At 55.7% G+C, this 17,815-nt stretch carries 16 protein-coding genes; 10 read left to right on the top strand and 6 right to left on the bottom strand.

Annotated elements, in window-relative coordinates; translation table 11 throughout:
* The coding region (locus tag PFH44_RS16780; RefSeq protein ID WP_283825582.1) for a GlxA family transcriptional regulator at nt 1–759 on the bottom strand (759 nt) is incomplete at its 3' end.
* Nucleotides 760–1,012: 253 nt separating this feature from the next.
* Between PFH44_RS16780 and PFH44_RS16775 the strand changes: the two genes are divergently transcribed.
* The 4 genes from PFH44_RS16775 (at nt 1,013) to PFH44_RS16760 (ending at nt 4,898) form a co-directional block, all read left to right on the top strand.
* The gene (locus PFH44_RS16775; protein WP_283825583.1) at nt 1,013–1,849 is read left to right on the top strand and encodes an alpha/beta fold hydrolase; all 837 of its coding nucleotides are present in this window, start codon (nt 1,013–1,015) and stop codon (nt 1,847–1,849) included.
* 212 nt (nt 1,850–2,061) lie between these two features.
* Entirely contained in the window at nt 2,062–2,763 is a 702-nt protein-coding gene (locus PFH44_RS16770; protein WP_283825581.1) for a winged helix-turn-helix domain-containing protein, read from the top strand.
* Between the two features lie 20 nt (nt 2,764–2,783).
* The gene (locus PFH44_RS16765; protein WP_283825580.1) at nt 2,784–4,028 is read left to right on the top strand and encodes a HAMP domain-containing sensor histidine kinase; all 1,245 of its coding nucleotides are present in this window, start codon (nt 2,784–2,786) and stop codon (nt 4,026–4,028) included.
* Nucleotides 4,029–4,118: 90 nt separating this feature from the next.
* A complete protein-coding gene (locus PFH44_RS16760; RefSeq protein ID WP_045854313.1) occupies nt 4,119–4,898 on the top strand; it encodes a MipA/OmpV family protein in 780 nt (259 codons plus the stop codon).
* A gap of 352 nt (nt 4,899–5,250) precedes the next feature.
* On the opposite strand, the gene PFH44_RS16755 is transcribed toward PFH44_RS16760, so the two are convergent.
* On the bottom strand, nt 5,251–5,601 hold the full coding sequence (locus PFH44_RS16755) for a DUF1304 domain-containing protein (protein WP_045854314.1): 351 nt from the start codon (nt 5,599–5,601) through the stop codon (nt 5,251–5,253).
* Between the two features lie 383 nt (nt 5,602–5,984).
* Between PFH44_RS16755 and PFH44_RS16750 the strand changes: the two genes are divergently transcribed.
* Nucleotides 5,985–6,488 carry a hypothetical protein gene (locus tag PFH44_RS16750; RefSeq protein WP_045854315.1) on the top strand — a complete coding sequence of 168 codons (504 nt, stop codon included), beginning with the start codon at nt 5,985–5,987 and terminating at the stop codon, nt 6,486–6,488.
* A gap of 9 nt (nt 6,489–6,497) precedes the next feature.
* Nucleotides 6,498–6,944 (top strand): DUF421 domain-containing protein, encoded by a 447-nt coding sequence (locus PFH44_RS16745; RefSeq protein ID WP_041144412.1) that lies wholly within the window; start codon nt 6,498–6,500, stop codon nt 6,942–6,944.
* A gap of 152 nt (nt 6,945–7,096) precedes the next feature.
* Here PFH44_RS16745 and PFH44_RS16740 read toward each other — a convergent pair whose 3' ends face one another.
* The 4 genes from PFH44_RS16740 to PFH44_RS16725 all read right to left on the bottom strand — a co-directional run bounded on the left by PFH44_RS16740 (nt 7,097) and on the right by PFH44_RS16725 (nt 11,148).
* Entirely contained in the window at nt 7,097–7,723 is a 627-nt protein-coding gene (locus PFH44_RS16740; protein WP_283825579.1) for an IbrB-like domain-containing protein, read from the bottom strand.
* The gene (locus PFH44_RS16735; RefSeq protein ID WP_463671554.1) at nt 7,723–8,925 is read right to left on the bottom strand and encodes a phosphoadenosine phosphosulfate reductase; all 1,203 of its coding nucleotides are present in this window, start codon (nt 8,923–8,925) and stop codon (nt 7,723–7,725) included. The genes PFH44_RS16740 and PFH44_RS16735 overlap by 1 nt, the downstream gene beginning before the upstream one ends.
* Nucleotides 8,926–8,985: 60 nt before the next feature.
* A complete protein-coding gene (locus PFH44_RS16730; protein WP_283825577.1) occupies nt 8,986–9,696 on the bottom strand; it encodes a hypothetical protein in 711 nt (236 codons plus the stop codon).
* Between the two features lie 585 nt (nt 9,697–10,281).
* Complete coding sequence (locus PFH44_RS16725) at nt 10,282–11,148, bottom strand: GNAT family N-acetyltransferase (RefSeq protein WP_283825576.1); 867 nt, start codon at nt 11,146–11,148, stop codon at nt 10,282–10,284.
* A 604-nt stretch (nt 11,149–11,752) separates the two neighbouring features.
* Between PFH44_RS16725 and cadC the strand changes: the two genes are divergently transcribed.
* From cadC to PFH44_RS16705, 4 genes are all read left to right on the top strand, one after another.
* Complete coding sequence (gene cadC, locus PFH44_RS16720; RefSeq protein WP_283825574.1) at nt 11,753–13,276, top strand: lysine decarboxylation/transport transcriptional activator CadC; 1,524 nt, start codon at nt 11,753–11,755, stop codon at nt 13,274–13,276.
* 365 nt (nt 13,277–13,641) lie between these two features.
* On the top strand, nt 13,642–14,979 hold the full coding sequence (gene cadB, locus PFH44_RS16715; RefSeq protein WP_045854321.1) for a cadaverine/lysine antiporter: 1,338 nt from the start codon (nt 13,642–13,644) through the stop codon (nt 14,977–14,979).
* 82 nt (nt 14,980–15,061) lie between these two features.
* Nucleotides 15,062–17,209 (top strand): lysine decarboxylase CadA, encoded by a 2,148-nt coding sequence (cadA, locus tag PFH44_RS16710; RefSeq protein ID WP_045854322.1) that lies wholly within the window; start codon nt 15,062–15,064, stop codon nt 17,207–17,209.
* A 59-nt stretch (nt 17,210–17,268) separates the two neighbouring features.
* The coding region (locus PFH44_RS16705; RefSeq protein WP_283825573.1) for an oligopeptide:H+ symporter at nt 17,269–17,815 on the top strand (547 nt) is incomplete at its 3' end.

The following is a 17,815-nucleotide window of genomic DNA, read 5'->3' as shown; positions in this document are numbered from 1 at the left end:
GGTCATCCCCGCCAGCGCCGCCATTTCATCGATGCTCTGCTGTTCAGAATATGTCGCATGGAGGTGGTGCTGGACGCGCAGAATGACGAGGTCGCCGTGGTCGAAATGCGGAATAAATGCCGAATAGGTGTTTTGCTTGCGGCGGGGAGGATCGATAAGTAAAAAACGCGCCGTGGCCAGCATGGTACCGTTTCCCAGCAGCTTCTCTATCAGCGTCAGGCCGAGATCCGTCCAGGCAAAAATACCGCCGGCGGTGATAATATCGCCGTCGTCGATAACCATATTTTCCGCCGCGACGTCAATCTCCGGGAAACGCTCCGACAGGGCCTGAGCAAACGCCCAGTGCGTCGTTGCGCGACGATGATCGATAAGCCCGGTCTCCGCCAGCACGAACGCTCCGGCACAAACCGAACAGAGCGTCACGCCGTCATGATACAGGGCGCTCATCCAGGCGGCAGGGGCCGCCATAGGCTTCATCTGCGCGGGCATGACCAGGCTGGGCGGGGCTATCACATGGCTCAGGCGATGCGGCTCATCCGGATGGCTGTCCCAGACGCACGCCACCGTATCGCCGTCGGGCATGACCTGCCAGTGCGACACCCGGATCGCGCGAACGCGCTCCTCGCCGGAAATACTCACCGCCCAGTCCGCCGCAATCCTGAACATATCCGTCAATCCATATACCGCAGCCAGCTGGCACTCGGGATAAATCAGCAGGCCCACTTCCGCCACGATGCTCTTTTCAACAGAAGGCTTCATTTGTCATTTTTGCCTTTTATAGTGTCATTTTTGACAATTCTATCTGCCGACGTATTGCATAACAATAGCCCCATCGGACAACAACGGCGATGACCTGAACGATAAAGGAGCAGCTATGCCAGACCAACGGTTTGAGATTTCACGACGGCGTCTGCTGATCCTCAGCGGCACGTTGTCTGCCGGTATCGGGCTATCACTTTCGCCCTTCGCCCGGGGTATGACCTCACTCTCATCACAGACAGGAGATATTTCTATGAGCAACGGCATTATTACCACCAAAGACGGTACCCGAATTTTCTATAAAGACTGGGGCCCTAAAAATGCGCAGCCGGTCGTTTTTCACCACGGCTGGCCGTTAAGCGCCGACGACTGGGATAATCAGATGCTGTTCTTTTTATCGCAGGGGTATCGGGTGATTGCCCACGACCGTCGCGGTCACGGGCGTTCCGACCAGACCGATACCGGCAACGAGATGGATACCTATGCCGCCGACGTCGCTGAACTTGCCGGCGCGCTGGATCTGAAAAATGCCATCCATATCGGCCACTCTACCGGCGGCGGAGAAGTGGCACGCTATGTCGCCAGGGCCGAAAAAGGGCGCGTGGCGAAGGCGGTACTGATGGGGGCGGTCCCGCCGATTATGCTAAAAACGGCCGCTAACCCGGAAGGGCTCCCGCTCGCCGTGTTTGATGGCTTCCGCTCCGCGCTCGCCGCTAATCGCGCGCAATTCTTCATTGACGTGCCGTCGGGTCCTTTCTACGGTTTTAACCGCCCGGGGGCCAAAATCAGCCAGGGGCTGATCGATAACTGGTGGCGTCAGGGCATGGCAGGCGGCGCCAAAGCGCAATATGACTGCATCAAAGCGTTCTCTGAAACCGACTTTACGCAGGATTTACGGGCGATTGATGTACCGGTACTGGTGATGCACGGCGAAGACGATCAGGTGGTGCCTATCGATGACGCCGCGCGCAAATCAATCAAGCTGCTGAAGCACGGGACGTTGAAAACCTACCCGGGGCTGTCGCACGGGATGTTTGCCACCCACCCTGAGGTGATTAACCCGGACCTGCTGGCGTTCGTTAAATCCTGAGCCTGACGTTATGCGCCGGACCAGCTTACCGCTGCGGGTCCGGCTTTAAGCCGTGAGCGGGCAAGCATAGCCGCCGGGTAGCACACGCGAAAGGGAGATCAAGACGACCCGGGGAAAGTAATTAGCGGCAGCCGCGCCGAAGACTGAAACTAACTGCCAGCCGGCGCTGTCTTTAATTCATTGGCGCAATGCTTTTGGTCCGGAAGATAAAGATGACGTCCGTTTTGTTGATTGAGGATGATAGCCGGCTGGCCGGTATGCTGATGCCCTACCTCGCCCAGTACGAATTTAGCGTGGTGCACAGCGCCAGCGCGCAGGACGCGGAGAATAAGATGAGGCAGCGCGCCTTTGACGTCGTGCTGCTGGACCTGATGCTGGGCGACGCCGACGGCCTGGCGCTGTGTCGGCAAATTCGCACCCAGATCCGGCACGACCCGGCGATTATTATGGTGACGGGGCGAGGAGATCCGGCGGATCGGATTATCGGGCTCGAAGTGGGGGCCGACGACTATCTGGCAAAACCCTTTGAGCCGCGCGAGCTGCTGGCGCGCATGCGCGCGGTGCTGCGGCGCATGAGGCCCGGCGCGGCGTCGGGCGGCGACGGCGTTATTCGCTCCGGCGCGCTGGAGATTGATACCGCGGCGCGCAGCGTCACGCTTAACCAGCGGCGCTGTAGCCTGACCTCCCTCCAGTTTGACCTGCTGGTCGCGCTGGCGCGCAATGCGGGCCGGGTGCTTAACCGCGAACAGATCTGGCAGTCGGTGCGCGGCGAAAGCTACGACAGCTTCGATCGCGCCATCGATGTCCATATCGGGCGCATTCGTCAGGCCATCGAGGACGATCCGCAGGCACCGCAGCGCATTATTACCGTGCGCGGCGTCGGCTACGTCTTCTCGGCCTTACCCCACGCATGAAGCGGCTCGCCTGCTTTCCTATGCATCTGCAGATCTTTTTCGCCTTTAGCTGCGCGCTGGCGCTGGTGGTGACCTGCACTATCGCGCTGTGGCTGTGGAACAACGATAACAACCGTCATCTAAAGGCGTTCGCTACCTTCTCCGAGCTGGTAGAGCAAAACCTTCCCCCGGCCTCCGCGCCGCGCGCCGCGCAGTCTCTGGCCATCGATAGCTGGATCCAGCGTACCCGTACCCGCTTCTCCCTGTACACCGCCGACGGCTCTCCGCTTAGCCGCCCGCTGGCACCTCCGCTCTCTTTTCCGCTGCGCGTGGCGTCGGGAGGATTGTTTGATGACTGGTACGGCACGCGTTTTGTCTGGCAGCTCAAGGATAAGCGCGTGCTGGTCATTCAGCTCAGCAGCGACCGGCAAAAGCGCCCGTGGCTGTTTATCCTGCTGCTGCTGGGCATGGCGGCCAGCGTGGTGCTGGTGTCGTTTCCGGTTATCCGCCGCCTGACCGCCCGCCTGGAGTCGTTACAGCAGAGCGTCGAGTCGCTCGGCAAAGGCAACCTCGACGCGCGCGTGCAGGTTACCGGACGCGATGAGGTGGCGCAGCCCGCGGCCAGCTTTAACCGCGCCGCCGCGCAGATTGAGCAGCTGGTTCAGTCACAAAAAACCATGCTGGCCAACGCCTCGCACGAGCTGCGTGCGCCGCTGATGCGTATTCAAATGGCGGCGGCTCTGTTAGTGCAGAAGGAGTCGCCCGCCTCCCGCGAGCTGCGGCGCAGCGTCGGCGAGCTGGACGCGCTGGTGGAGGAGATTTTGACGCTGAGCCGCCTGACTCAGGCGACCGGCGTGATTACCGGCGACTTCCGGCCGGCGGATATCACCGCCATTGCCGCGGAGGAGTGCGCCAGCGCGCAGATTGAGCTGTGCGCCGAGCACGTGCTCGCCGAGGTGGACGCGCGGTTAATACGCCGCCTGCTGCGCAACCTGATTGAAAATGCGCAGCGCTATGCGGGGAGTGATATTTCGGTTGTCCTCAGGCTGGTCGACCGGGAGCACTTTACCTTCGAGGTGAAAGACCGCGGCCCCGGCATTCCTGAAGCGGAAAGAGAACGTATCTTTGAGCCGTTTTATCGGCTCAGCAGCAGCGGAAACGGCTGCGGTCTTGGCCTGGCGCTGGTCCGTTCAATCGCTGAATACCACCGGGGAACCCTTGCGGTCCGCAACCGCCGCGGCGGGGGAGCCTGTTTCCAGGTATGCATCCCTGTCGCTGTTACATAACTTTACCTGAGGTAAAAAGAGGGGTTACAGGAGCCTGTTTGAATAAGCCAATCTCATTGTCGGCTTCCTGTAACGGTAAGGATCATCTGCATGCTATCCACCCTGGCTAAACCCTTTACGCTCCTGTGTCTGCTCTCTGCGGCAGCCTTTCCCGCCGTCGCCGAGCCCGCTGAAAACGGATTCTCCGGCTTTATCGGCGGCGGCGTGGGCGTAAAGCCGAAGTATTCCGGCGCCAAAGAGTCCAAAACGACGTTCGTACCGGCAATAAAGCTGGCTTACGGACCGTTTTTTGTCGGCGGAGTGGACGATCTTACGGCGCTGGGGTGGGAGTTTGCCCGCACCGATCGCTGGACCTTTTCGCTCGGCGTGGGCGCGGATCTCTCTCCTCGTCAGGAGTCCGATGACCAACACCTCCGAGGGTTAGGAGATATTAGCGTCTCGCCACGGGCCTTTAGCTCGGCGGTTTATGAAAATACGCTCTTTAGAGGCGGCGTGATTTTGACCCAGGATATCGGCGGGGATCGGCAGGGCCTGAGGCTCATCTCCTGGGCGCACCTGCAGTGGCGGCCGCTCGAGAGCCTGCGCTTTTATACCGGCCCCAGCCTGAGCTGGGGGGACGGCGATTATATGCAGACGCAGTATGGCGTCACCGCCGCGCAGTCGGCGCGCAGCGGCCTGTCGCGCTACGACAGCGGGGCCGGGCTGGAGAAAGTGGGCTGGCAGCTGGGTATGGACTACTCGATGACGCCGGCGTGGCTGATCGGCGCCCGGGTGAGCGCGCAGCGTCTGCAGAACGACGCCGCCGACAGCCCGGTGACGCAAAAGTCGGGGCAGGTTAACGGCGTCTTATTTGCCGCCTGGCGGTTCTGACAGGCGCCGATTTTTTCCGTACAGCGGGGGCTTGCGCATCACATGCCGGGTGGCGTGCTTTCCCCGGCGATACGGCGTCCCTTATTTCCGTTAAAGCGACATTCCAATTACCGCGTTGACAACGGCGGAGGACATCAACACACCGCCAACGATAACGCACGCCCGGTTCTTCCTGGTTACGCCGAGGGCTAAGAGAACCACGGCAAGAGTAAAAAAGGGGATGGCAATAATGCTGAACGTGTTCAGAGTGACCTCCGCGAAGAGTAAGAAAAGCCGGCCGTGATGAGGGCGCGGCGGGTTATTAAAGCGCTGAGCGCGACCGGCTTGTTACGCCGGCTTATTGTGTCCGCCGTCAGCCGATAAACAGGGCCGCCAGCGCCGCGATGGCGGGCAAAGCCTGAACGTAGAGTATTTTCCTGCTTGCGGTGATCGAGCCGTATATTCCGGCAAGCACAACGCAGGACAGGAAAAAGACTTTAAGCTGAAACCCGCTCTCTCCCGCCCAAAGCCCCCACAGCAGGCCCGCGGCTAAAAAGCCGTTGTACAGCCCCTGGTTGGCGGCCAGCACCCGGGTGTCGCGCGCAAAATCAGCGCTCAGATTAAATGCCTGACGGCCCGTTTTGGTATCCCATAGAAACATCTCGAGGATCAGGATGTAGAGGTGGATGGCGGCCACCAGGGCGATAAGGAGATTGGCTAACACGGCGGGCCTCGCTGAAAATGTGGGAGCAGGGTGATTATAGTTAAAACTCTTTTACGCCGCCGCTCGCTGTTTATCAGGGCAGCGGCGGCGGAACGCTTTTTATACCTTAAATATGACGTATTAAATAGCGCGGCTATTTTAAAGGCTCTGAACGAAGCGGCGTCCTGGCATATCTCTCCGCAAATGCAGCCAGTGCGTTGCGACTAAAAGCGGACACAATAGCGCCAGCGCCAATAACCTCGCGCTACCTTCCTGCGGCGATCGGCTTGACATCTTAAGCGCGCTTGCTATTGCTTAATCAGGCAAAGAATATGAGCCTTAAAGCAATATCTCATTGTAAAATATATGGTTTGTGGCCTGCAGGCGAAGCGGTGGGGTGATGAATGGCAGAGAATAAGGTGAAGTTGCCCGGGATTAAAGAGAGTCCGCGCCTGCTGAATTTTGAGGCCGCTTCGAGGAACGTCGGCCTGGTTATTCTGCTGGCTATTATCTGCGTGGCGCTGGCCGGCGGATTTTCTGTCGGCTATTTCAGCGAGGCTGAAAAAACCAATCCGCCGGGGACGGTAAAGATCGACTACGAGTATTTTGGCCGGCTGCAGAAAGAGTTTCGCCTCAAAATCACGGCGCACCCGCACCGGGGCGATAAATATGTCTTCAGCCTCGGCGGCGATTTTAATGAAAGCTATGAGCCTGGCAGCATCTGGCCGCAGCCGGACGGGATGTACAGCCAGGGAAAGACGCTGTATCTGATCTATAACAACGTGAAAAATAAAGGCGACTTCACCATCTGGCTATACGTCACGCCGGCGAAGCCGGGGAGGTCGGAGAATTCCATCCAGGTGAACGCCGAGCCTGAAATCCGCTTTTGGCAGTTTATTTATCCTTAGGGGGTTGCTATGGAGATGGTCTTCCGGGCGTTAGCCATTTATTTAATCCTGCTGGTGGTATTTAAAATTGCCGGCCGCCGGGCGCTGCTGCAGATGACCAGCTTCGACCTGATCCTGCTGCTGATTATCAGCGAGGCGACGCAGCAGGCCCTGCTCGGCAACGATTTTTCGGTTACCGGGGCGATGCTGACGATTATTACGCTGGTGGTGGTCGATATCCTGTTTGGGCTAATGAAAAAGTATATTTCCGGCGCGGAGTCCGCGCTCGATGGCTCCCCCGTGGTGCTGGTGGCCGACGGGGTACCGTTAACCGATAACCTGAAAAAGGTCGATGTCTCCTGCGACGACATCCTGGTCGCCGCGCGTCAAAATCAGGGCATCACGGAATTTCGCAAAATAAAATATGCCATTCTGGAGCGCAACGGCCATATATCGGTTATCCCCGCAGAAGAGTAAGGAGCGCATCATCATGACGGATTCGGGCAACACTACCCCACAGCTGACGGCGCGGGGGGCCGGGGCGCTGACCCGGCGAGGACTGATCCTGACCGTCGCCGAGTCCTGCATCTGTGGTAGCGCTCTGCGCGCAGGCGACTCCGGCCGCCGGGCTATTCAACCGTCCAGGCCTGGCTGAAGCTATCGTTGATAAAGATCTCCGCCAGCCCGCTAATCTGCTTCAGGCGTAAAACCTCATCGCTGTCCATTCCCAGCTCCTGGCCGATGCGCCGATCGTCCCAGCCCAGGCGGTAAAGATCGCGAACGATATCCGACATGGCGGCGATCTGGTGCTTGCCTCGGGCGCGGTTGTGGCGAATGGTGGCGGCGATGCGCTCCTTCTTCCCCTGACGCGAGGCGTTGATCTGCGTAACTGGCAGATAGCCATGCAGCCGCCGGTGAATCTGCGGGTTGGCCGCGCTGATCAGATGCCGATGAAAGCCATCAACAACCAGATACTGCTCCTGCTGGCGAGCGACCACCACCGGCTGGGTGAAGCCATCCATTTCAACCGAGCGTTCCAGCAGCTTTTTTTCCGTTGCGCTCATGCTATTGGGGTTATAGTCATTGGCCGTGACCGATTCGGCGTCAACCCATAATACGCAATCCACGGGCTCGTCGCGGAAGGGGCTGTGCCGGTGGATAAGCGTCTTGAGCTGGTTGATGGCGTCAATCTTACTTTTCATATCTGAGAAAGATTCAAGGTATTCGGCCACGACCTTGCTGATATCCTTCGACATTACAGAGTTCCCCATGTCTTCCGTTTATTATTGATATTGTTGCAGTAACGTTCGTAATGCTGGGATTTGGTCGGGCTGAATGACAGCGTGCGGCACCAGTAATCATTCTTGAGGATCGTTTTGCAGATCCTGCGCCAGGAGGGAATATCGCGAAAGCCAAGGTCCTTCTCCTGGGCATCAGGAATATCCTGCGGAAAGCCCCGCGTCTGATACCAGTGCAGGTAGATGGCGATCTTGTTGCGGTAATGCTCGGCGGTTGTATCCGGCATACTGTCGAGCAGGAACAGCGCGTAGCTGCGCCAGGTATGCTGCTCCGGCTTGCGCATCTGCGTTCTGAGGGCGAAATAATCGCCGCTTTCGTTAGCATATTTCGCCGCGCCGTGCGCGCCGCACACCCGGCGACACATCTTCTCCCAGGTGTCCGGTTCCAGCGTGTGGTAAAGCCATAACCCGCGGCGCTGCTCCGGGCCAAAGGGTTCGCACACGCGCATGTTTTTCAGCGTGACGCCGGCACGGTACATGAGATCATACAGCGGGTTATAGGGGAGCTTCGATTTGGCGTTGAAGATCCAGATATCCTGAGTACGCCAGTCGTACAGAGGGTAGCAGGTATAGCTTTCGCCTCCCGGCAGCGCCGTCGTCCAGGGTTTGTCATCAGCAAAACGCGATTTTGTCTGCGATGTCAGCGCCATATAGCGGTGTAGCGACTCGTCGGTGCGAATGCCGATCAGCGAGGCGAGGCTGCGCCCGGCGGCCAGCCACTGAATGAACGCCGGGACAAAGGATTCAAAGGTCATCGGATAGTGATAGAAGGGGAGGTCGGCGGCGTGGGTGACTGCCCCCGCTGGCGGCTGGCGCACCCATTCGACGCCGGGCTCCCAGCAGATCCACTCCGGCTGGTGCTGCGATACGCCGCTTACCGTGGTCAGCGGTAGGGCAATCCAGTAAAAGTGGCTGATGACGTCCTGATAGAGGGCCCGCATTTTTGCGACATGCTCAATGGTTAATGAATACTGCGCCTCCCAGTCGATAAACAGGACCACGAACTTTTTGCGCTTCTTGCGCGCAACGGTTGCCGCCAGGTGAAACAGGACGGTTGAGTCCTTGCCCCCAGAGAAAGATAAGCAAACCTGCTCAAATGATTCAAACACCCAGTCGAGGCGAAGCAGCGCCGCATCAAGAACATCTATGTCGAGATTTATCTTCTTCACCAGCCCTCCTGGTTATTAAACGTAGGTTAAAGGGGGCAGGCCCCATGCCGGCTAAGGGAATAGCCAGCCGATATAGTTGAGCATCGCGATTTTATTATTTACGCCGAGCTTGTCTTTTATTCTCAGATAGTAATGGGAGACCTGCTTATTGCTCATGGAGAGCATCCGTTCGACGCCGCCGCGGGACGGTGAAGTATATGCGGCGCGCATCACGTCATACTCTCTTTTTGTTAAGAGACCGCCGCTGCGCAGTTCGCCATAATATCTCAGCAGCTTACCGATGCTGGCGGCGTTATTGCCCTTGAGCTTTCTGCGCCACTCGCGCAATCCGGCCTGCTTAGAGATAAAGAAATCGGCCATGCCGTCTTTTATTTTGCGGTCGCTGATAATTAATATCGATGCGTTACCGCGAATGATCAGCACCTGAATAACCGTGAGCAGAGCACAGATATTAGGGAAGTAGCCTTCTTCAAGAACAAAGAGATCCCCGGCGCCGCTGGGCCGTATCGACTCTTTTAGCGTTTCAAGGCCGTCGCTGAGGTACTGGTTTGCCATATAGGAATATGCAGAGATCGCCGTTGCCGGGGGGATATCCGTAAGGCTACCGCCGCTATAGTTTTCCAACAATAGCTCGAGATCTAAGTAAGCGTAGTGTTCCGTCTCGGGTTTAATTATCTTACTCTGTTGACCGGATGCGCTTATTTGTTCATGCATAGGGAATGCCCGCAATTTTAATTGTTCACAGAGAGCGTCTGAACTCATGGGGAAAAATCATAAGGCGGGTGATATTGTTTTGGGTAGTTAATTTATCTTAAGTAATCTTTAGTGAGGGAAGTTGTTATTTTAATCACTGAAGCTCAGGTCTTTTTATTTCTTATTTTTCTTTAGATGCTGATTTGCATCATTGACATTTTTAATTGTTTTTAAAGCGGGTTAACGATCGCGCGCTATCTTAAGGGCTGGCGCTCTCTATTTTGGCGCGAAGGGCAGAAGAACCGACCGCTTACTTTCGCCGTTGCCGCCAGGGCGGCTTATAATTAAGGGATCCTCTATCAGGCTGAAGATGAAGTCAATCCTATTTATGCCTTATTGAGCGCTTATTTAAAACGTTCTGCCGCGATAAATTAAAATAAAGCGAGGTGATTAATGATGGCGGTAAATCATAAGCAGCAGCGGGGAGGCGCTCACCCGCCGTTTTATCCCTGCGTTGTCCCTGCTTTGCCCTTTCATTGCTTCCGCTTTATCCCGGTTTTGATTCAGCTCTTTCTCAGCTCTGTCCTGGTTTTGCCCCTCATGATTTCTCATGAGGGGATTTTGCGCTGAGAGAAGGCAGCAGGCCGCCACGGATCAGGCATGGGATAGCGTCGGGAACATCAGCCTGTTGCCCTTAAAAATGTTCTCTTTGGCCGTAGAGATAAATAAGAAGTCGTCGCCCTCTATTTTTTCATACTCGCCGATGCGACCTTCGACGGGAGTGAAGCCTAAAATCGCCTGCTGGGTGCTTTGGTCGGCGAGCTCATTGACGATAGCCGACATCGAACCGCCGGCGTCGCAGAAAATATCAAAGCAGATCAGCGCGCGATCGTTTTGCATCGCGATGGCCACGGCGCTATTTTTTTCCGAATAGTAGACGAAGTGCTTCATAAACGCCGAGCAGTAGAACATTAGCAGGCCGAAGTTATTGTGCGCCGAGAGCTGAGAGAAGGGATTGGATTTCTGATAATAGTGCCTGAGGATTGCCACATCGCTCTCTTTATCCATATCAAGCCGGCGGAAGTCGCCCTCGGCTGGGGTCACCGGCAGGGTATACTGATACTCATCGTACTGCTCGAAGCCAAATCTCGGATAGAAATCGACGGTGGTGGAGTTAGCAAACAGAAAAATCGCGTCGGCCTTATCTTTCCAGTCATCGAGAATATGGTTAATCAACTGTGTCGCAAGGCCTTTACCGCGATGGTCGGTATCGGTCATCACGGTGCCTATCTGAATATAGTGAACGAGCTTCCCTTGCCACTTGAGGTCGATGACGTTGGCGGAGGCGTTAGCAATCACCTTATTATTATCAACGAAAGCGTAGGGAATGTATGACTCGGTCCAGTAGCCTTTTTTGTACCAGTCCTTGAATGAGAGATCAAAGGTCTTAATAGCCAGGTCAATGAAGCTGTTTCTCAGGGCATCATTATCCATAACCTGTTTGACTAATTTGTATTTCATTGGCCGGTCTTCCTTTTTATTTATTCTGCTACACGACAGTGCTGATGCTAATTTAATATTAAAAATCAATGACTCATCTATACCGGTAAGTATGAACGGTTCCGGATATTTGTACACCCCGCGGCCGACGGTCATTTCTCAGGACGTTGGCTCGGTCACAGTAAATAAAGGGCTTTGCCGATTCTGTGGAGGTCGTTGCGCGAGGGATCGACGATTTAGGCGATGCACCGGCATTCGTCAGCTTGCGCTGAACCGCTATGTTTGCCGCAAGAGGCTGCCGTTCGGGGAGGATATTGCGGCGCTGGAGCCGGCGCCGGGTCCCTGCCGCTAACCCGTCATCTGCCCGTTCGCCGCCGGCGCGCAAACCGTCGCGCCTGAGGGAGTGAACGCTGAATACACGATGAACGCAGAGTAGTTCCCGACTATTTTTAATGAAATGGCAAAAGTGTTAATAAACTATTGCTGATTTTGTCTAAAAACAAAAAATGGCTAAATTTAATAAACGCAGAGCGATATAACGCGTTCAAGGTCATGACCCCTATCATAAATAGGTAGGGTAAATGTGGTATCATCGCGCCTTTCCCTTTTCGTTTGGGCCCTTTTTATGCAACAACCCGTTGTTCGCGTTGGAGAATGGCTGGTTACCCCCTCTGTTAACCAAATTAGCCGGAAGGGACGCCAGCTCACTCTTGAACCGCGCTTAATCGATCTTCTGGTTTTCTTTGCCCGCCATCCTGGCGAAGTGCTTAGCAGGGACGAGCTGATTGATAATGTCTGGACGCGCAACGTTGTGACCAGCCACGTCGTCACCCAGAGCATTTCTGAACTGCGCAAGTCGTTGAAGGACGGCGACGATAGCAGCCTCGAATATATCGCAACGGTACCGAAACGCGGCTATAAGCTGACGGTGCCGGTCATCTGGTGTACGGAGGAGGGGGAAGAGCTGACGCCGCTCCTTTCGCCGCTCGCGCCGCAGTCGATGCCGGAAGCCGCTGCGCCATCCGCACCCGTCGCGCCCGGCGTTCAGCCCCCGGCCAGGCCGGAGAGACGCAAGCGGATCAGCACCTTTATCGTCTGGGGGCTGTTCCTGCTGGCGCTGGCAACCTGCGTGGCGCTGGTGGCGCTGTCGACCATCGAATCGCGCCCGCCGGTCAATAAAGCCCGCCTGCTGTTAAACCCGCGCGACATCGATATCCATCTGCTTAACGGCAACTCCTGCACCAACTGGGCGTCTCAGCACTCTTACGCGGTGGGGCTTGGCAGCCTGGTCACCACCTCGCTGAATACCTTCTCCACCTTTATGGTGCATGACAAAACCAACTACAACATCAACGAGCCAAGCAGCTCGGGTAAAACGCTGACCATTGAGTTCGTCAACCAGCGCCACTATCGCGCCCAGCAGTGCTTTATGTCGGTGCAGATGGTGGATAACGCCGACGGCTCCACCATGATGGACAAGCGCTACTTCATTACCAGCGACAACCAGCTGTCGATTCAAAACGATCTGCTCAATAGCCTGTCGGAAGCGCTCAAGCAGCCGTGGCCGGAACGCATGCAGACCATGCTTAAGCAGTACCAGCCGTCGCAAAGCGTCGCGCTGACCCACTTCTACCAGGCGCATCAGCTATTAATGAATGGTGATGTCGAATCATTAGGAAAAGCCAGCGCGCTGCTTGATGACGTGATTAAACAGGCCCCTGACTTTTCCTACGCGTATGCGGAAAAGGCGCTGGTGGACGTATTACGTCATTCGCAACAGCCGCTGGATGAACAGCAGCTCGCGGCGCTGTATGCGGAAATAAACCGGGTTGGCGATATGCCGGGTATTAAAGATCTGGCGGTGTTTTATCAAATTAAAGCCGTGGATATGCTGGGGCAGGGGAAAGTAGACGAAGCGTACCACGCGATTAATACCGGCATTGACCTTGAAATGTCGTGGATGAACTACGTGCTGCTGGGTAAAGTCTACGAGATGAAGGGCGAGAACCGGGAAGCGGCCGATGCTTACCTGACCGCTTTTAATTTACGTCCTGGCGAAAATACCTTTTACTGGATTGAAAACGCGGTATTCCAGACTTCGGTTACCCGGGTGGTGCCGTATCTCGATAATTTCCTCTCTTCAGAATAAGTAAACCCTCACCACGCGAATGGTTTCGGGCATGGTGAGGTTAAACTTATGTTTCTCATGAGGCCGGCGATTGTTATATTTATGGGGTAATTTAACTGCCGCTTGCAACACATTCCCAACATAAAGCACTTCTCGTAACTAGCTGTAATTTAATGATGTTTATCTTTTTATGATATCAACATGTCATCCTGATATGTTAATCAAAAAAGGTCAAAATATCATTTGTCTGATGTTTGCCGTTATTTCACTTTATCTTTAGGACTTATCTCCTTTGAATCAGTAATCTGGTTGGCAGTTGGTCGGGTCAATAAAAGGTTCACTATCATGATCTGTACCTCCAAAATAAACTTAGGAGAAAAGCAAACATGAGTTCTGCCAAGAAGATCGGGCTATTTGCCTGTACCGGCGTGGTTGCCGGTAATATGATGGGGAGCGGTATTGCATTATTACCTGCGAACCTCGCCAGTATTGGTTCAATTGCAATCTGGGGGTGGGTGATTTCTATTATTGGCGCAATGTCTCTGGCTTATGTTTATGCCCGGCTGGCGACCAAGAATCCGCAGCAGGGTGGCCCAATTGCGTACGCCGGTGAAATATCTCCGGCGTTCGGTTTCCAGACCGGCGTCCTTTATTATCATGCCAACTGGATTGGTAATCTGGCTATCGGGATTACCGCCGTCTCCTACCTGTCGACATTTTTCCCTATATTAAATAACCCGGTTCCAGCCGGTATCGCCTGTATTGCAATCGTCTGGATATTTACCTTCGTTAATATGCTCGGGGGGACCTGGGTAAGCCGCCTGACCACCATTGGTCTGGTGCTGGTATTAATTCCGGTGGTCATGACGGCGGTTGTCGGCTGGCACTGGTTTGACGCTGCCACCTATCAGGCAAACTGGAACACCTCCAGCACCACCGACAGCCACGCGGTCGTGAAAAGTATCCTGCTGTGCCTGTGGGCCTTCGTCGGCGTCGAATCCGCCGCCGTTAGTACCGGGATGGTGAAAAACCCGAAACGTACCGTGCCGCTGGCTACCATGCTGGGGACCGCGCTGGCAGGTATCGTCTATATCGCCGCGACTCAGGTTATTGCCGGGATGTACCCTGCTGCGCAGATGGCCGCATCGGGCGCGCCGTTCGCCATTAGTGCTTCAACTATCCTCGGCGGCTGGGCGGCTCCGATGGTTTCCGCCTTCACCGCCTTTGCCTGCCTGACCTCTCTCGGTTCGTGGATGATGCTGGTTGGCCAGGCCGGCGTACGTGCCGCCAACGACGGTAACTTCCCGAAAATCTACGGCGAGCTTGATAGCAACGGTAACCCGAAAAAAGGCCTGCTGCTGGCGGCGGTGAAAATGACCGTGCTGATGGTGCTGATTACCCTGATGAACTCCAGCGGCGGTAAAGCCTCTGACCTGTTCGGGGAGCTGACCGGTATCGCCGTACTGCTGACCATGCTGCCTTACTTCTACTCCTGCGTTGACCTGATTCGCTTCGAAGGCATCAACATTCGTAACCTGGTGAGCCTGATTTGTTCGGTGCTGGGCTGCGGTTTCTGCTTCATCGCCCTGATGGGGGCAAGCTCCTTCGAACTGGCCGGTACCTTTATCGTCAGCCTGATAATCCTGATGTTCTACGGCCGCAAAATGCATCAGCGCCAGCACGCAAACGACTCTGCTAACAACTCTACCGCTAGCGCACATTAAGCAGTAACCCCTTTTCCTGGAGCCCCTTCCTGCACCTGTCACCACGTGGCGGGAGGGGCTTTCTCTATCTGGAGATTTGACTATGAACGTTATCGCAATCATGAATCACATGGGCGTCTACTTTAAAGAAGAGCCTATCCGTGAACTGCATCGCGCCCTTGAACGCCTGGACTTCCGAATTGTCTATCCGAACGACCGCGAAGATTTACTGAAACTTATCGAAAATAACTCTCGCCTGTGCGGCGTTATCTTTGACTGGGATAAATACAATCTTGAGCTGTGCGAAGAGATCAGCAAGCTGAACGAATATATGCCGCTGTACGCTTTCGCCAACACCTACTCAACCCTGGACGTCAGCCTCAACGATCTGCGGATGCAGGTGCGCTTCTTCGAATATGCGCTGGGCGCGGCTGACGACATCGCCGACAAAATCAAACAGAACACCGATGAGTATATCGATGCGATTCTGCCGCCGCTGACCAAGGCGCTGTTCAAATACGTGCGTGAAGGCAAATACACCTTCTGTACCCCAGGCCACATGGGCGGCACCGCCTTCCAGAAAAGCCCGGTAGGCAGCATCTTCTACGATTTCTTTGGCCCGAACACCATGAAGTCGGATATCTCGATTTCGGTTTCTGAGCTGGGCTCCCTGCTGGATCACAGCGGCCCGCATAAGGAAGCGGAAGAGTATATCGCCCGCGTCTTTAACGCTGAACGCAGCTACATGGTGACCAACGGCACCTCTACCGCCAACAAAATCGTCGGTATGTACTCGGCCCCGGCCGGCAGCACCGTGCTGATTGACCGTAACTGCCACAAATCGCTGACCCATCTGATGATGATGAGCGACATTACGCCAATCTACTTCCGCCCGACCCGTAACGCCTACGGTATCCTCGGCGGCATCCCGCAGAGCGAATTCCAGCACGCGACCATCGCGAAGCGCGTTAAAGAGACCCCGAACGCGACCTGGCCGGTGCACGCGGTTATCACCAACTCCACCTACGATGGCCTGCTGTACAACACCGACTTCATCAAGAAAAACCTCGATGTTAAGTCCATCCACTTTGACTCAGCGTGGGTGCCTTACACCAACTTCTCGCCAATCTATGCCGGTAAATGCGGGATGAGCGGCGGCCGCGTGGAAGGGAAAATCATTTACGAAACCCAGTCCACCCACAAGCTGCTGGCGGCGTTCTCCCAGGCGTCAATGATCCACGTGAAAGGTGACATCAACGAAGAAACCTTTAACGAAGCCTACATGATGCACACCACCACTTCTCCGCACTACGGGATCGTGGCCTCCACCGAAACCGCCGCGGCGATGATGAAAGGCAACGCCGGTAAGCGTCTGATCGACGGCTCTATTGAGCGTTCCATCAAGTTCCGTAAAGAGATCAAGCGTCTGAAAGGCGAGTCCGAAGGCTGGTTCTTCGACGTATGGCAGCCGGAGCATATCGACGGCGCCGAATGCTGGCCGCTGCGCTCCGACAGCGCATGGCACGGTTTCAAAAACATCGATAACGAGCACATGTACCTCGACCCGATTAAGGTCACTCTGCTGACTCCGGGGATGAAAAAAGACGGCACCATGGATGAGTTCGGTATTCCGGCCAGCATCGTGGCGAAATACCTCGACGAACACGGCATCGTGGTCGAGAAAACCGGTCCGTACAACCTGCTGTTCCTGTTCAGCATTGGTATCGACAAAACCAAGGCCCTGAGCCTGCTGCGCGCGCTAACCGACTTCAAACGCGCGTTCGACCTGAACCTGCGCGTGAAAAACATGCTGCCGTCTCTGTACCGCGAAGATCCTGAATTCTATGAAAACATGCGCGTTCAGGAGCTGGCACAGAACATTCACAAACTGGTCGAGCATCACAATCTGCCGGACCTGATGTTCCGCGCGTTCGAAGTGCTGCCAAAAATGATGGTGACGCCGTACGCCGCGTTCCAGAAAGAGCTGCACGGTCAGACCGAAGAGGTCTATCTCGAAGAGATGGTTGGTCGCGTCAATGCCAACATGATCCTGCCGTATCCTCCGGGAGTTCCGCTGGTCATGCCGGGTGAGATGATCACCGAAGAGAGCCGTCCGGTGCTGGAGTTCCTGCAGATGCTGTGCGAAATCGGCGCCCACTACCCGGGCTTCGAAACCGATATCCACGGCGCATATCGTCAGGCGGATGGCCGCTACACCGTTAAGGTGCTGAAAGACGAAAATACCAAGTAACTGAAGCACCAAAGGGAAGTGGCCTGCCACTTCCCTTTTTCACGCTGCAAGGAGACCTCATGAAAACACCCTCACAGCCGCGCGCGATCTATTACATCGTAGCGATTCAAATCTGGGAATACTTCAGCTTTTACGGCATGCGTGCCCTGCTTATCCTCTACCTCACCCATCAGCTTGGCTTTGATGACAGCCACGCCATCAGCCTGTTTAGCGCCTACGCCTCTCTGGTTTACGTTACCCCTATTCTCGGCGGCTGGCTTGCCGACCGCCTGCTCGGCAACCGCACGGCGGTCATTGCCGGCGCGCTGCTGATGACGCTCGGCCACGTGGTGCTCGGCGTCGAATCCGATGCAACCTGGAGCCTGTACCTCGCGCTGGCGATCATCATCTGCGGCTATGGTCTGTTCAAATCCAACATCAGCTGCCTGCTCGGCGAGCTCTATGCCGTTGACGACCATCGTCGCGACGGCGGTTTTTCGCTGCTCTACGCGGCGGGGAACGTCGGCTCAATCGCCGCGCCGATTGCCTGCGGGCTGACCGCCCAGTGGTACGGCTGGCACATCGGCTTTGCGCTGGCGGGGATCGGCATGTTTATCGGTCTGCTGA

It is taken from the genome of Klebsiella sp. Ech2A (assembly GCF_030078455.1).
In the GTDB taxonomy this organism is placed as follows: Bacteria; Pseudomonadota; Gammaproteobacteria; order Enterobacterales; family Enterobacteriaceae; genus Klebsiella; species Klebsiella terrigena.
The sequence above is the reverse complement of the archived record's forward strand: the minus strand, read 5'-3'. Positions and strand labels throughout refer to the sequence as shown.

Bases quoted from the DNA above. Each gene is read 5' to 3' on its own strand.
- PFH44_RS16775 (WP_283825583.1), top strand. From the start codon at position 1,013: ATGAGCAACGGCATTATTACCACCAAAGACGGTACCCGAATTTTCTAT.
- PFH44_RS16770 (WP_283825581.1), top strand. From the start codon at position 2,062: ATGACGTCCGTTTTGTTGATTGAGGATGATAGCCGGCTGGCCGGTATG.
- PFH44_RS16765 (WP_283825580.1), top strand. From the start codon at position 2,784: ATGCATCTGCAGATCTTTTTCGCCTTTAGCTGCGCGCTGGCGCTGGTG.
- PFH44_RS16760 (WP_045854313.1), top strand. From the start codon at position 4,119: ATGCTATCCACCCTGGCTAAACCCTTTACGCTCCTGTGTCTGCTCTCT.
- PFH44_RS16750 (WP_045854315.1), top strand. From the start codon at position 5,985: ATGGCAGAGAATAAGGTGAAGTTGCCCGGGATTAAAGAGAGTCCGCGC.
- PFH44_RS16745 (WP_041144412.1), top strand. From the start codon at position 6,498: ATGGAGATGGTCTTCCGGGCGTTAGCCATTTATTTAATCCTGCTGGTG.
- PFH44_RS16740 (WP_283825579.1), bottom strand. From the start codon at position 7,723: ATGTCGAAGGATATCAGCAAGGTCGTGGCCGAATACCTTGAATCTTTC.
- PFH44_RS16730 (WP_283825577.1), bottom strand. From the start codon at position 9,696: ATGAGTTCAGACGCTCTCTGTGAACAATTAAAATTGCGGGCATTCCCT.
- PFH44_RS16725 (WP_283825576.1), bottom strand. From the start codon at position 11,148: ATGAAATACAAATTAGTCAAACAGGTTATGGATAATGATGCCCTGAGA.
- cadC (WP_283825574.1), top strand. From the start codon at position 11,753: ATGCAACAACCCGTTGTTCGCGTTGGAGAATGGCTGGTTACCCCCTCT.
- cadB (WP_045854321.1), top strand. From the start codon at position 13,642: ATGAGTTCTGCCAAGAAGATCGGGCTATTTGCCTGTACCGGCGTGGTT.
- cadA (WP_045854322.1), top strand. From the start codon at position 15,062: ATGAACGTTATCGCAATCATGAATCACATGGGCGTCTACTTTAAAGAA.